General features: G+C 71.6%; 11 protein-coding genes. 6 read left to right on the top strand and 5 right to left on the bottom strand.

Going from position 1 to position 14,383, the window contains the following annotated elements; genetic code table 11:
- The first annotated feature begins 5 nt into the window (after nt 1-5).
- From R6Y94_RS43020 to R6Y94_RS43010, 3 genes are read left to right on the top strand one after another with little or no spacing between them, the layout of a single operon-like run.
- Entirely contained in the window at nt 6-428 is a 423-nt protein-coding gene (locus R6Y94_RS43020) for a roadblock/LC7 domain-containing protein (protein WP_412103011.1), read from the top strand.
- Nucleotides 429-437: 9 nt separating this feature from the next.
- On the top strand, nt 438-827 hold the full coding sequence (locus R6Y94_RS43015) for a DUF742 domain-containing protein (protein WP_318403014.1): 390 nt from the start codon (nt 438-440) through the stop codon (nt 825-827).
- A gap of 19 nt (nt 828-846) precedes the next feature.
- Nucleotides 847-1,422 carry an ATP/GTP-binding protein gene (locus R6Y94_RS43010; RefSeq protein ID WP_318403013.1) on the top strand — a complete coding sequence of 192 codons (576 nt, stop codon included), beginning with the start codon at nt 847-849 and terminating at the stop codon, nt 1,420-1,422.
- 119 nt (nt 1,423-1,541) lie between these two features.
- On the opposite strand, the gene R6Y94_RS43005 is transcribed toward R6Y94_RS43010, so the two are convergent.
- Together R6Y94_RS43005 and R6Y94_RS43000 are read right to left on the bottom strand one after the other, a co-directional pair.
- The gene (locus tag R6Y94_RS43005; RefSeq protein ID WP_318403012.1) at nt 1,542-2,417 is read right to left on the bottom strand and encodes an alpha/beta hydrolase; all 876 of its coding nucleotides are present in this window, start codon (nt 2,415-2,417) and stop codon (nt 1,542-1,544) included.
- A gap of 227 nt (nt 2,418-2,644) precedes the next feature.
- Entirely contained in the window at nt 2,645-3,967 is a 1,323-nt protein-coding gene (locus R6Y94_RS43000) for an alkaline phosphatase PhoX (protein WP_318403011.1), read from the bottom strand.
- A gap of 461 nt (nt 3,968-4,428) precedes the next feature.
- On the opposite strand from R6Y94_RS43000, the gene R6Y94_RS42995 reads away from it, so the two are divergent.
- The gene (locus R6Y94_RS42995; protein WP_318403010.1) at nt 4,429-4,557 is read left to right on the top strand and encodes a hypothetical protein; all 129 of its coding nucleotides are present in this window, start codon (nt 4,429-4,431) and stop codon (nt 4,555-4,557) included.
- On the opposite strand, the gene R6Y94_RS42990 is transcribed toward R6Y94_RS42995, so the two are convergent.
- Together R6Y94_RS42990 and R6Y94_RS42985 are read right to left on the bottom strand one after the other, a co-directional pair.
- On the bottom strand, nt 4,558-7,362 hold the full coding sequence (locus R6Y94_RS42990) for an AfsR/SARP family transcriptional regulator (protein ID WP_318403009.1): 2,805 nt from the start codon (nt 7,360-7,362) through the stop codon (nt 4,558-4,560). It abuts the gene before it with no gap.
- Complete coding sequence (locus R6Y94_RS42985) at nt 7,353-7,541, bottom strand: hypothetical protein (protein ID WP_318403008.1); 189 nt, start codon at nt 7,539-7,541, stop codon at nt 7,353-7,355. Before R6Y94_RS42985 ends, R6Y94_RS42990 begins: the two co-directional genes overlap by 10 nt.
- An 882-nt stretch (nt 7,542-8,423) precedes the next feature.
- Between R6Y94_RS42985 and katG the strand changes: the two genes are divergently transcribed.
- Nucleotides 8,424-10,637, top strand: a complete 2,214-nt coding sequence (gene katG, locus R6Y94_RS42980; RefSeq protein ID WP_318403007.1) for a catalase/peroxidase HPI — start codon at nt 8,424-8,426, stop codon at nt 10,635-10,637.
- A gap of 163 nt (nt 10,638-10,800) precedes the next feature.
- On the top strand, nt 10,801-11,802 hold the full coding sequence (locus R6Y94_RS42975) for a hypothetical protein (RefSeq protein WP_318403006.1): 1,002 nt from the start codon (nt 10,801-10,803) through the stop codon (nt 11,800-11,802).
- Nucleotides 11,803-12,134: 332 nt separating this feature from the next.
- Here R6Y94_RS42975 and R6Y94_RS42970 read toward each other — a convergent pair whose 3' ends face one another.
- On the bottom strand, nt 12,135-14,279 hold the full coding sequence (locus R6Y94_RS42970; RefSeq protein ID WP_318403005.1) for a tetratricopeptide repeat protein: 2,145 nt from the start codon (nt 14,277-14,279) through the stop codon (nt 12,135-12,137).
- Nucleotides 14,280-14,383 lie beyond the last annotated feature (104 nt).

The raw sequence follows: 14,383 nt of genomic DNA, 5'->3' as shown, positions 1-14,383 counted from the left end.
ATCGAGTGGTGCAGAAGACAGCTGCGAGCGCTGACCTGGCGTGGTTGCTGAACGATCTGGTCGGACGCGTGACACAGGCCGAGAACGCCATCGTCCTCTCCGTAGACGGTCTGCTGATCGCGACATCGGAGGGGCTGAGCCGTGACGACGGGGAGCACCTCGCAGCCGTGGCGTCCGGCATCCAGAGCCTGGCCAAAGGCGCCGGCAAGCGATTTGGTGGTGGCGCCCCACAGCAGACCATCATCGAGATGCAATCCTCGTTCCTGTTCGTCACCGCGGCCGGCAACGGGGCGTGCCTGGCGGTGCTGGCTGCGGAAGACGCGGACGTCGGACTCATCGCCTACGAGATGGCCATGCTCGTCAAGCGCGCAGGCAGATACCTCGCCTCGCCGTCGCGAACCAATGGCCAGCCGGCCGCCGAAATCTAAGGTGCCAGAATGCCCTTTCCCCCCGACGAATCCGCAGAGGACCAGTGGGTTGACGACCACGCCGGCCCACTGGTGCGGCCGTTCGCGCTAGCTCGCGGGCGGACCACGCCCGCCACGGGTAAGTTCGACCTGATCTCAATCGTGATCGCGACCCGATCGGCGCCGACACACGAGGTCGGCATGGGGCCCGAGCACCTTGCCATTGTCAGTCTCATCCAGCGGCCCTTGTCGGTGGCCGAGGTCGCGGCACATCTCAAACTTCCTCTCGGCACAGTCCGTGTCCTGCTCGGCGACCTGCTTGAGCGGCAGCTCCTCCGGGTACGCGAGCCGCGGCCGACTTCCAAGCTTCCCGACGACGACCTGTTCGAGGCGGTAATCAGTGGACTCAAAGCACTCTGACCAGGCTGACGGCCTCCACATGCCCGATGCCGTCAAGATCCTGATCGCCGGCGGCTTTGGAGTCGGCAAGACCACTATGGTCGGCTCGGTCAGCGAGACCAAACCCCTTCGCACGGAGGAGCTCCTCACCGAACAGGGTGTCGGGGTTGATGACATCTCCGGGGTGGAGAAGAAGACCACCACCACCGTGGCCATGGACTTCGGCCGGATCAGCATCAAGCAGGACCTGGTGCTCTACCTGTTCGGCACCCCCGGGCAGGACCGCTTCTGGTTCGTCTGGGACGAACTGGCGCTCGGCGCGCTCGGCGCGGTCGTCCTCGCCGACACCCGCCGGCTGGCCGACTGCTTCCCCTCCGTCGACTACTTCGAAAAGCACGGCACCCCGTTCATCGTCGCCGTGAACTGCTTCGAAGGCGCTCGCCAATACAGCCTCAGCGAGGTCCAACTCGCACTCGACCTCGATCCCGACGTCCCGGTAATGCTCTGCGACGTTCGGAAGAAGGAGTCCAGCAAGGAAGTACTGATCGCCTTGCTCCGGCACTCGAGGAAGAGCCGCGAGCAAGCACGCAGGACGGTTCCCGCGCCGGCCCCATAGATGATGGGAGCGGTCCGGGAGTGACCGCCTCCCGCCAGTTGGCGGCCGTCGTTCCGAGTCACCCGGGTCAGCGGTACCGGCCAACGCGGGCAAGTGCTGCGGCCCGGGTGGCATACCGGTCAGCCGGGGTCCAGCACCTCGCGTAGCCGCGCCGCGAACTCCTCGGGCCTGCCCGCGTAGCCGAACTGGCCACCGAGGAATCCGCCGTGGTGACTCGGGAACACAACGGCCTCTTGGCCCAGCAATGCCGCGGTGCCCACGGCCGTACGCGCGGTGTAGGTGCCGGCCGACTCCTCGCCGACCGCGATCACGATCCGGGTCGGTGTCGAGGCGAGCACGGCCGTGTCGGGACGGTAATCGGTGATCGCCCACGAATTCTTCGACAGCAGCGGGTCGTCGCGGCTGCCGTCGTCGTCGGCCGAGAGGCCGAACATGGCCGGCTCGGGTGCGGGCCGGGCAAAGTAGTCGTCGGTGAACTCGCCCTGCCAGGACGTCATCGCGATGAACGCGGCCATGCCCGCGCCGGTACCCCTCGCCTGGTACGCCTCGTGGAAGCCGGCCCGGGCGCGCTCGGCCGCCACGGCGTCGGGGAGCACGGCGTTGATCGGCGGCTCGTGCGCGACCAGCGTGACGACGTCGCCGGGGTAGGCCGCCACGAGTTCGAGCGCGGTCACCGCGCCGCCGCTGCTGGCGAACACGTCGACCGGGCCGGCACCGAGCGCCTCGATCAGCAGGTGCAGGTCGGCCGCCTGCTGCTGCGGCGTGTGATCGGACCGGCCGTCCCGACGGATGCTGCGGCCCAGGCCACGCGGGTCGTAGGTGACGACGGTGCGGTCCGTGAAGTGCGCGGCGAGCGCGTCGAAGCCGTCCGCCGTCATCGGCTGACCGATCATGAGCAGCGCGGGGCGCCCACCGGACGGTGGTAGCGGGCCGCGGACGTCGTAGACCAGGCCGGCACCGGGTACGTCGAGGGTGTGCGTGTGCTTCAGATGCATGCCGGTGAGACTACGGCCGCCGGGGGCGGATCGGGTCGTACCTGTCCTGACGCTGTCCGGTCAGCCGAGCGGCGCGATCGAAGCGCGCGTCCGGACCGTTCCGCCGCGCCCGATCCGCCGAGCAGGGCCGGGCGAGCGGGTACGGCAGGCCCTGGGATTGTTGACCCAGATGGCAGATGCGGTGGGGCCAGGCGGATCGCCCGACCCCACCGGTCGGTCTGGCCATGTCAGCCCAGGTACTTCTCCCAGGGGCCGGTGATGGCGAGGGTGAGGCCGGGGTCCTGCATGTTGACGAAGAGCACCTTGCCGTCGGCGCTGAAGGTCGGCCCGCAGAACTCCGAGTCGTTGAGTTGGTTGCGGGCGATGGCGTAGGTCGGGCCGCCCGGGACGGCGCTGAGCACGTGGGAGGCGCCTGAGCCGTCCTCGGCGAGCACGAGGCTGCCCCACGGGGTGACGGTCACATTGTCCGGGCCGTCGAAGGTGAGGTCGCTGTACTTGACCGGCGCGCCCTCCTCCGACGCGGTCTGGTGCGGGAAGTACGTCACCAGCTGGATGGTCTGGGCCCGGTAGTCGTAGAACCAGACCATGCCGTCGTGCGGAGCGGCGTCCGCCGGGAGGTCACCGTCGTCCCACGCGTAGGAGTTGACCACGTAGACGCCCTCGTCGGTGCCCCAGACGCCCTCGAACTTGCGTCCGCGGGTGACCTGGCCGTCGGTGAACTGCTCGCGTACAGGCGTGGTCCGCGCGTCGCGCTCAGGCACCTCGATCCACCGCACGGGGAAAGGGCGACCGAGCTGTGCGGAGGTCAGGTAGGCGACGTCCGGCAGCACCGAGCCGTCGTCCATGATGATCTGCATCGCGGCGAGGACGCCGGCGTCCGGGGCGAGGCGAGTGAGCACGCCGGGACCCAGCTTGACGCCGCGGGGCGCGGTCCAGCGGTAGAAGAGGCCGTTGGGTCCGTCGGCGTCCTCGGAGAGGTAGATTCTGGTGCGGTCCTTGTCGATCGCCAGGGCCTCGTGGGCGTAGCGGCCCAGGCACTTGATCGGCGTCGGGTGTGCGCGGCCGTCGGCCCAGACCTCGAAGACGTAGCCGTGATCCCTCTGGAAGACGCCGGATCGGCCGTCCTCCTCCCAGTCGTCCCCGGCGCGGTCCTCGGTCTCCTCGCAGGTCAGCCACGTCCCCCACGGGGTAGGTCCGCCCGCACAGTTCGCGACGGTGCCGGAGAGGGCGACGAACTCGCCGAGGTTGCGGCCCGAGCGGTCAGTCCTGATCACGGTGCAGCCGCCGGCGTCAACGGCACCGGGATCGTAGACGGTGCCCGCGACGTGTGGTACGCCGAACTCGGCGCCCGGGTCGATCTCGTGGTTCTGGATCAAGGTGTAACGGCCGCGGCCGCCGTCGTAGACGGCCATGCCGTCGTGGTCGGCCGGGGTCAGTCCTTGGCCGCCGTCGAGTCGGGTGACACCGGTCCGGGTGACCACGGCGTAGCTGAAGCCCTCAGGCAGCGCCAGGATGCCGTCGGGGTCGTCGACGAGGGGCGGGAAAGGCACATGGCCGGTGCCGGCCGGCGGGCGGGGTCGGCTCGGGTGGGCCTGGGCCAGGGACGGCAAGCCGCCGGCGACGGCAAGGCCCACGCCGACACCGCCAGCGAGGAAGGTACGACGAGAGGGAGGCACGAAGAATAACTCCTGTTCAAGACGACTGCGACGACTTGACAACCAACTCCTGCCGGCCGACACCGATGCGTCATTCAAACGATGGCCCGGCGACATCCGGGTAAAGAGTCGGGGCTACTCAGGCATCGCCTGGGCGACGGCGTACCACCCGAAACGCGGCGGACCGCAGAGCCGACGTCACCGAGAACTGAAGGCCATCGACGAATCGGGCGCTGTCGAGGCAGGCCGTTGCCGCAGCGGACGCGAGCATCCCGCTGCTGGTCAGTGTCATCGTCGCCGTCCTCATCGGTGCGCTGGCCGGCCTGATCGGCGATTCGTTCGGTGTGGGGATCGAGGTGGCCGTCGTCATCGGGGTCGCGGCCACCGTCGCCGCACTGGCGACCCTGGCCCTCGCCGTCGTCCGGCACGTCAACCGCACCTGGGACCGGCGCCGCGCCGCGAGCCGCAGCGACAACGCCGGATGATCATGCTCGGTCGCGCTGGTCGAGCCCGGTGTCGGGGCGGCCGAGTTTGGCGTGTACCCGCTCGGCGTCGGGCTCGCGGAGCTGCTCCAGCACGTCGAGCGCGTCCCGCCACGCGCGCCGGGCCGCTTCGGCGTCGCCGCGCGCTTCGTAGGTGTCGCCGAGGTGGTCGAGGGTGTTGGCCACGCCGTACCGGTGCCCGACCTCGCGGCGTAGCCGCAGCGCGGTCTGGTACGCCTCGACGGCCAGGTGGTGTTCGCCGAGGTGGTGGTGGGCGTACCCGATGCTGTCCCAGGTGGCCGCCTCGGCGACCCGGTCACCCGTGTCGGCGAGCAGTTCGAGTGCCTCCCGGTTGACGTGCAGCGACTGCCGGTGATCGCCGAGTTGGCCGTGGCACCAGCCGACGGTGCCGAGGGCGCGGGCCCGGTGCGCCCGGTTGCCGTCCGGCGGGAAGAGGTCCAGGGCACGCTGGGCGTGCCACAGCGCGGCGCGCGGGTCGCCGCGCCGCTCCAGGACGTACGACAGGCCGTGGTGCGCGCGTCCCCGGCCGAGCGGGTCGCCGAGTTGGGTGTACAAATCGAGGGCGTGCCGCAGGTGCAGTTGGGCGTCGTCGTTGCGGTGCAACCTGGTGTACGCGTACCCGAGTCCGCGGTGGGCGCGCGCCTGCTCCGCGCGGTGGTCCAGCCGGCGGGTGGCCTCCAGCGCGGCCTGCAGGCTGGCGGCCCGGTCGTGCCAGAGGCCCCGCCACTGCTGGAAGTCGGCAAGTGTCCACACCAGTTGCCAGGTGTGCGTGTCGAACGTCCCCCGACCGGCCCGCTCGATCGCGGCGAGCAGCCCGGTGTACTCGGCGCCGAACCACGCCAGCGCCTCCGCACGCCCGGCCGGTGGCCGGACCGACACGGCGGAATCGGCCGGGGCGAGGGGAATCGGCTCGCGTAGCGGCTCGATGAGCAGCGCGGCGGCGTGCCCGGTCTGCACGTAGTGGTCGAGCACGCGGCGCAGTGCCGCGGCCCGGTCGGCCGCGGCGTCGTTGGCGTGCGTGAGTTCGGTGGCGTACGCGCGGAGCAGATCGTGCAGCGTCCACCGGCCGTCGACATGTTCGGTCACCAGGTGGGCCGCGTCCAGTTCGGCGAGCAGGGGACGCAACTCGGCCGGGGGCAGGCCGGCGAGACTGGCCAGTGCGTCCACCGCGATGTCCGAACCGGGGTGCAGGCCGAGCAGCCGGAACAGCCGCATGGCCGGTTCGCTCAGTGTCCGGTACGAGTAGCAGAAGACCGCGCGTGCGTCGGTGGCCGCGTCGGGGGAGGCGAACTCGTCCAGGCTGTCCCGGGCGGCGCGTAGCTGCCCCGCGAGCGCGGCCAGCGGCAGCGCCGGGCGCTGGGCGGCACGGGCGGCGACGAGCGCGAGGGCGAGCGGCAGCCCGGCGCACCGCTCGACGATCTCGCGTACCGCCGTCGGGGCGGCTTGTACCCGCTCGGCGTCGAGGCGGCGGGCCAGCAGCTCGTGCCCTTCCGCAGCGGTGAAGAGGTCCAGCTCGACCGGGTACGCGCCCTCGACGGCGACCATGCCGGTGAGCTGGTTGCGGGTGGTCACGATCACCGCGCTGCCGGGGCCGCCGGGCAGCAGCGGCCGGACCTGCTCGGCGGCGCTCGCGTTGTCCACGACCACGAGCACGCGACGCCCATCCATAACGGACCGATACAGTCCGGCCTGGCTCTCCACCTCCGGCGGGATCGCCTCGCCGGGTACCCCGAGCGCGCGCAGGAAGAGCGTGAGCGCCTGTCCGGGCGTCATGGCCGGGCGGTGGTCGTACCCGTGCAGGTTGACCCAGAGCTGACCGTCCGGGAACCGGTCGGCGGCGCGACGCGCCCAGTGCAGCGCGAGGGAGGTCTTGCCGACCCCGGCGGTGCCGCTGATCACGATGATGGTGGCGGCTGGGCCGGAGCCGAGCGGCAGCGCGTCGAGGCGGCCGATCTCACGGTCCCGCCCGGTGAATCCGGACACCTCGGGCGGGAGCTGCCGTGGCACCGCCGGCAGCAGCACCGTGCCGCTGGCCGGCGACCGGAAACCGCCGAGGATGGTCGCGTGCACCTGCCGCATCTCCTCGCCCGGGTCGATGCCGAGCTCCTCGGCCAGGTGCCGCCGCCCGTCGTGGTAGGCGGCGAGGGCGTCGCCCCGCCGTCCGCCCCGGTGCAGGGCGGTCATCAGCTGCACCCAGAACCGTTCTCGCAGCGGGTGCTCGGCCGTCGCCTGCACCAGTTCCTGCACGACCCGTTCGTGCCGGCCGAGCCGCAGGTCCACGTCGAATCGGCGTTCCAGCGCGTACAGCCGCTGCTCGCGCAGGCGGGGCAGGGTCCGCTGCTGGAGGGTGTCCGAGGGTACGTCGGTGAGCGGCTCGCCGCGCCACTCGGACAGGGCCGCGTGCAGGGCGTACGCCTCGGCCACCGGGTCGGACCGCTCGGCGGCCCGGTCGGCGTCGGCCAGGCCGCTGCGGAACCGCTCGACGTCGACCCGTTCCGGCGGTACGTCGATGAGGTAGCCGTCCCCGTCGGTGACGATCGCGCCGGAACAGCCGACCTCGTCCAGGAGCGCCCGCAGCCGCACCACCGCGAGCTGGACGGTGCGGCGCGGGTTGTCCGGCTGGCGGGCGCCCCACATCCTCTCGACCAGCTCGCCGACCGGTACGGCCCGTCTAGCCCGCAGCACCAGGGTGGCGAGCAGGATGCGGTGCTTCGGGGAGCGGACCGGCAGCGCCTGGTCCGCCACCCGCATCTGGAAGGGACCGAGCAGCCCGAACGCTAGTGCCACGGGTCCGGGCGGGCTATGGGGGCGAGCGGGCCGTCGACCGCGCCACCCCGTTCGGCCAGGTTGCCGACCGTATCCGTCGAGGCGATCGGCTCGGCGGCGCCCGAGGTGACGTGGCTGACGTCGGCGGCCACGAGCAGCGTCCCGACCGCCGCGTCGCCCGCCCAGCGGATCCTTGACACCGGGCTACTCCAATTCATCGTTTATGTCCTGCAAGCACCATCCTGTGTACATCCGCTGGGAGTGTTCCAGAGGGCTGTTTCAGGTCGTATTCATCGCCGGTGGTCGGGCCGCCGGCTCGTCGCCGGGCCTTGTGCCGTCGGTCGGGATCGAGCCTCACCCGCTCGTACCGCCGAAGCAGGAACCTCTCGGCGGCGGACCGGCGCTGGAGCGGCAGGCGACAACGGTGGGGTTCTGGCTCGCGCCGCTGACCGCCGGCTCGCCGTAGACGGCTGAACCGGGCTATGGGGATACTGAGGGTACTTTCGGGCGATAGTATCCGGGTCTGGCGTCGGCCGACGTCGGTGGTCACCGAGGGCGCTGGCGGGGCGGCTACCCGCTCGGTGCCCCGAGGCAGGCGTCAGACGCCTCACGTGGCCCTACGGTTCGCGAACACGAGGTCGAGGACGGACGCCCGATACTTGATTGGTTCCAAAAAAAGGACGAGACTTCACGGGGTGCCAACGACGCCGGACCTCGACAGCACGATGTGCGGGACCGGGTCTGGCGCGGCGTTGCCAGCCGATCGGCTCGGCGGCGCGAACCGGGGAGAACCACCACCAACTCGTCGGTCCATCCCCGGGGCCAAAGCCGCCGTCGAGGTCGCGGTCGGCCAAACCGCCTGCCTGACACCCGCCGGCCCGCTGAGACGTCCGGGTTACCGGAGGGCCGAAGTCGAGGCCATCCCCCGAGGCAGGTGCTTCAGGGAGTCACGGCAACCTCCGCCGAGCCCGACGGCCGGTCGCGGCGACGCGGCGCTCGACACCACAGGCCCGCACAGCCGTGGACCCAAGCAACCGACGGCAAGAGCAACCAGTCACCAGAGCGAGACAGGAAGGACAGACGTGTCTGACAAGAAGGCCGCGACCGAGAGCATCAGCGAAAGCGAAAACCCCGCAATTCCCGCACCTGCTGTCAAGGCGACCCGGCCCAGGACGAATCGGGACTGGTGGCCGAATCAGCTGGACCTCTCGGTCCTGCACCAGCACTCGCCCCGGTCCAACCCGATGGGCGAGGACTTCAACTATGCGGAAGAGTTCAAGAAGCTCGACGTCGACGCGCTCAAGCGGGACATCTTCGAGCTGATGACGACGTCGCAGGACTGGTGGCCGGCCGACTACGGCCACTACGGGCCGCTCTTCATCCGGATGAGCTGGCACGCCGCCGGCACGTACCGGATCGTCGACGGCCGGGGTGGTGGCGGCAGCGGTTCCCAGCGGTTCGCGCCGCTCAACAGCTGGCCGGACAACGCGAGCCTGGACAAGGCGCGCCGGCTGCTCTGGCCGATCAAGCAGAAGTACGGCCGGAGGATCTCCTGGGCGGACCTGCTGGTCTTCGCCGGCAACTGCGCGTACGAGTCGATGGGGTTCAAGACCTTCGGGTTCGGGTTCGGGCGCGAGGACATCTGGGAGCCCGAGGAGATCTTCTGGGGGCCGGAGGACACCTGGCTCGGTGACGAGCGCTACAGCGGCGACCGGGAGCTCGCGGATCCGCTCGGCGCCGTGCAGATGGGGCTGATCTACGTGAATCCGGAGGGACCTGCTGGCCACCCGGATGCGCTGGCGTCGGCCCGGGACATCCGGGAGACCTTCGGCCGGATGGCGATGAACGACGAGGAGACGGTGGCGCTGATCGTCGGCGGCCACACGGTCGGCAAGGCGCACGGTGCGGTCGACCCGCAGTACCTCGGGCCGGAGCCGGAGGGCGCCCCGGTCGAGCAGCAGGGTCTCGGCTGGAAGAACTCCTACGGCAGCGGCAAGGGCGGCGACACGCTCACCAGCGGGTTGGAGGGCGCCTGGACCAACAACCCGATCAGGTGGGACAACGGCTTCCTGGACAACCTGTTCAGGTACGACTGGGAGCTGACGACCAGCCCGGCCGGCGCGAAGCAGTGGAAGCCGAAGGACGCCTCGGCCGACGGCACCGTGCCGGACGCCCATGACCCGTCGAAGCGGCACGCCCCGATGATGCTGACGTCGGACCTCGCGCTGAAGATCGACCCGATCTACGAGCCGATCGCCCGGCGCTTCTGGCAGAACCCGGACCAGCTCGAGGAGGCGTTCGCCAAGGCGTGGTTCAAGCTGCTGCACCGCGACATGGGGCCGGTCTCGCGCTACCTCGGCCCGTGGGTTCCGGAGCCGCAGCTCTGGCAGGACCCGGTTCCCGAGGTCGACCACGAGCTGATCACGGAGGAGGACACCGCCGCGCTCAAAGGCAGGATCCTCGACTCCGGGCTGTCCGTCTCCCAGTTGGTCGCCACGGCCTGGGCTTCGGCGGCCAGCTTCCGCGCCACCGACAAGCGCGGCGGCGCCAACGGGGCACGGATCCGCCTTGCGCCGCAGAAGGATTGGGAGGTCAACAACCCGGCCGAGCTGGCCACCGTGCTGGGGACGCTGGAGCGGATCCGGCAGGACTTCAACGCCGCGCAGTCCGGCGGCCGGAAGGTCTCGCTCGCCGACCTGATCGTCCTGGCCGGGTGCGCGGCCGTGGAGCAGGCGGCCAGGAACGCCGGGCACGACATCGCGGTGCCGTTCGCGCCGGGGCGTACCGACGCGTCGCAGGAGCAGACCGACGTGCAGACCTTCGCCGTCCTCGAACCGAGGGCCGACGGATTCCGCAACTACCTGCGTACCGGGGAGAAGCTGTCGCCGGAGACCCTGCTGCTGGACCGGGCGTTCATGTTGGACCTGAGCGCCCCCGAGATGACGGCGCTGATCGGCGGCATGCGGGCGCTCAACGCCAACACCGGGCAGTCCCCGCACGGGGTCTTCACCGACCGGCCCGGGACGTTGACGAACGACTTCTTCGTGAATCTGCTCGACCCGCGCACGGAGTGGACGGCGGCCGAGTCGGCGGAGAACGTGTACGAGGGCCGGGACCGCGCCACCGGCGAGGTCAGGTGGACCGCCACTGCCGTCGACCTCGTTTTCGGTTCACACTCCCAGCTCCGCGCCAACGCGGAGGTCTACGCGACCTTCGACGCGAGCGAGAAGTTCGTGCGTGACTTCGTGGCCGCGTGGGACAAGGTCATGAACCTCGACCGGTTCGACCTCGCCTGATTCCCGACGTCCGGGCCGGCCGTCCATCGGCCGGCCCGGACGCCGTCAACGCGTCCCAGGTCACGACGGCATCGCATCGCCTTGCAGGTGCCGTCGGCGGGGTGTGCGGGGACCGCACGGAGCGGCTTTGAGGACCGAGGTTCGGTGCTCGATAATTCGGTGCATGGACACGGCGACCTGGCGGCTGGTAGGGCGGGCCTTTCCCGGTCCGGTCGGGTTGGCGCTGTGGATCATGGTGACCGTGCCGGCCCCGTTGGTGTTCCACGAGTGGAGCCACCGGTGGGAGGAGGACCAGGAGGTCTCGACGGCGCTGTGGTGGACCGTAGCAGCACTAGCGGTGCTCAGCGCCGTGGCGGCGTCGAAGGCCCGGTACGCCCGCCAGCGTGGCGGCGCTGCCGGCCTCGTCCCGGCCGTGGCGGTGGCCATGCTGGTCAGTGCGGTGTTTCTGGGCGCGTCCATCGCGGTCTACCGGTGGGTCATCCCGATGAGTGGTGCGGTCGGATGGTGGAGTGTCCTGTTCGGCGGCGCCGTGTCGGCGACCTGCGGTGCGGCGGTCGGTCACCTGCTCGGGCCGAGGCTGCTGCGTCGTCGACTGTCGGATCCGTACGGCTACCTCGTCGGCGGGATCGTTGCCGTGCTGGGCATCCTGCTTGTGCAGCCGACCGTACGGCTGGGTGCCGAGGCCAGCACCGTGCGGTACGACGTCAACGGCTACGGGGGAGTGGGGCCGTACTCGACATCAGCCGGTACGCCGGGAGAACTGACGTTGCCGGCGGCAGGCCGCTACGGGATCTATGCGGTGGGCTTCGCACCGCGGGATCCTGCCTGCCAGGTCACCGGCGCCGGCCTGCCTGCTCGATCGGCGGAGTTGGTCACGACCCCGCCCGGTGACTACGGCGGCGACGCTGCCTCCTACGCCTGGGTCGCCGTCTTCGACGTTCCCGGACCCGGTACCTACGCGCTGACCTGCCGCAGCTCGGACGAGCAGGCGTCCTATTCGGTCGGGGACGTCCCGAAGATCCGCGGGGCGGTGGGTGCGCTGATCCATTGGCCGCTGGTCGCGATCTGGTTGCTCGGCGCCGTCCCCGGTCTACTGATCGTCGCGGACGCCGTCACCCGACGCGCCAGGCGACCCTCCCGACCCGTGCTCGCCCGGCCACGCTGAGCTGCGGACCCGTGCTCGCCCGGCCACGCCAGATCCGACGAACTCGACCCGGGCCCCGCGTGCCTCCCGCACCGTGACCGCACGACACCAGCACCGGGCAGGACGGCAGCCCGCGCTACCTGAGCGAGCCGGACGACTGGTGCCCGACCAAGCCGAAGCCGATTCCGGACCCGGAACCGTGGACGGTGTTCGGGATCCACACCTCCGGCCCGCACGGCGGTGGGCCCGGCGCGGTCAACAAACCTCGCCACCCGGATCACCCAGGCCGCGTACCGGAACTCATGTCCTGGCGGTGACCCTGACCTCGCGCGGGTGGGCGGCACCGGGTGTGCTCAGGGCGGTGACCCGTCCGGAGCGCACCCGGCGTCCGCCCGTACCCGGGCCTCGACCTCGGTACACAGCCTGCTGCGGAGTTGTTCGGCGTCCGGGTGACCGAGCCGGTCGAGGATGTCGAGGGCCTGCTGCCAGGCTGTCCGGGCCGGCACGGCGGCCCCGGTGGCGTGCCGGGTGTCGCCCAGATGGGTCAGGGTGGTGGCCTCGTGGTAGCGCTCGCCGGCCTCCCGCCACAGCGCGAGCGCCTGTTCGTAGCAGTCGACGGCCTGCCGGTGATCCCCGAGGTGGTGGTGCGCGGTGCCGAGGCTGTCCCAGGTGTGCGCCTGCCAGTACCGGTTGCCGACCCGCTGCTGTTCGACGAGGGCCTGCTGGCAGTAGCCGAGCGCCCGCCGGTGGTCGCCGAGCTGGATGTGGTACCAGCCGATGTTGTTGAGCGCGTTGGCCCGGCCGGCCGCGTGGTCGACGGCGTCGAACAGGTCGAAGGCCCGCCGCGCGTGGTGCAGGGCCTGTGGGTAGCGCCCCCGGCGTTCGGCCAGGATGCCGAGATTGAGCTGGGTACGGGCACTGCCGACCCGGTCGCCGAGTGCGCCGTAGAGGTCGAGGGACTGCCTCAGGTGGTGGTGGGCCTCGTCGAACTCGCCCAGTCGCAGGCACGCGATCGCCCGGTTGCGGTGGGCCCGGGCCTGGCCGTTCCGGTCGCCCACCCGCGAGGCGGCGAGCAGCGCCAGGTGCTGTGCGGTGGACTGGTCCTGCCAGGCTCCCAGCCGGTCCAGGTAGGTGTTCATCGTCCAGGCGAGCTGCCACGCGTGCACGTCGAAGCCGGTGGCGACGGCCTGGGTGACCGCGGCGAGCAGTACCCGGTGCTCGACGGTGAGCCAGCTCCACGCCTCGGCGCCGTCGGCCAGGTCCGGCAGCACCGCACCGGGCTGTGCCGGTGGCAGGCTGATGTCGTCCCGGTGGCGGTGCACCAGCAGGTCCGCGGCGTGTGCGGTGTGCAGGTAGTGGTCGAAGAGCCGGCCCAACGCGGCACGACGCGCCGGGTCGGAGTCGTCCGGGCCGGCCTGCTCGGCGGCGTAGGCCCGGAGCAGGTCGTGCAGGGTGTACCGACCGGGGGTGTGCTCGGTGACCAGGTTAGCCCGGGCCAGCGTCGCCAGCGACCGCCGGACCTCCGGCACGGCCCGGCCGGCGAGGCTCGCCGCCGCCGTCACCGACAGGTCCGGTCCGGGGTGCAGGCCGAGCAGCCGGAACAGGCGCGCGCTGGCCGGATCCAGGTTCCGCAGGGACCAGGAGAAGACCGTCCGGATGTCGATGCCGGTCTCGGCTCCGGCGAACCCGTCCAGGCTGGCCCGGGTGTCGCCCAGTTCGTCGGCGAGCCGGGCCAGCCGGAAGTCCGGGTGGGTGGCCGCCCGGGCGGCGACGATGGCCAGCGCCAGCGGCAGCCCGGCGGAGGCGGCGACGATCCGGTCGGTCGCCTCCGGCTCCCGCGCGACCCGATCCGGACCGAGGCGCCGGCCGAGCAGCTCGCGCGCCTCCGGCCCGGGCAACGGGTCCAGGACCAGCGGGTACGCGCCCATCTCGGCGACGAGTGTCGGCATCTGGTTGCGGCTGGTCACCACCACCAGGCAGCCCGGCGACCCGGGCAGCAGCGGGCGTACCTGGTCGGCGTCGTGGGCGTTGTCCAGCAGCACCAGCACCCGCTTGCCGGCGAGCAGGCTGCGGTAGAGCCCGGCCCGGGCGGCCAGCCCCACCGGGATCCGCTCCGCAGGCACGGCAAGGGCTTCCAGGAAGTCCCGCAGCGCCTGTTCCGGCCCGGTCGCCGGCCCGGTGGGGTCGAAGCCGCGCAGGTCGACGTAGAGCTGCCCGTCGGGAAACCGGTCGGCCACCTGGTGCGCCCAGCACACCGCGAGGGCGGTCTTGCCGATCCCGGCCGTTCCGCCGATGGCCGAGATCAACACCGCCCCCGGCGGGCCGGCCGATTCGGCGAGCAGCTCGGTCAGGGCGGCGACCTCCGCCGCCCGCCCCGCGAAGTGCCGCAGCGCGGCCGGTAACTGCCGGGGCACCGGCAGGTCGGCGGTCGGCGCCTCCGTCGCGACCGGCTCCGCCGGCCGGCCGGGCTCCGCCGGGTCGGGCGGAGCCGGTCGCACCGACGGGTCGACCCGGGCGGTATGGCGGCCGATCTCGGTGTACGCGGCGACGCCGCCCCCGGGGGCCCCCCCGGGGGGGTGCCCCCCGCGCCCCCCCCCCCCCT

The organism is Plantactinospora sp. KLBMP9567, from assembly GCF_033446045.1.
Classification (GTDB): Bacteria; Actinomycetota; Actinomycetes; order Mycobacteriales; family Micromonosporaceae; genus Plantactinospora.
Note: the sequence above shows the minus strand (reverse complement) of the source record. Positions and strands in the feature narration are given on the sequence as shown.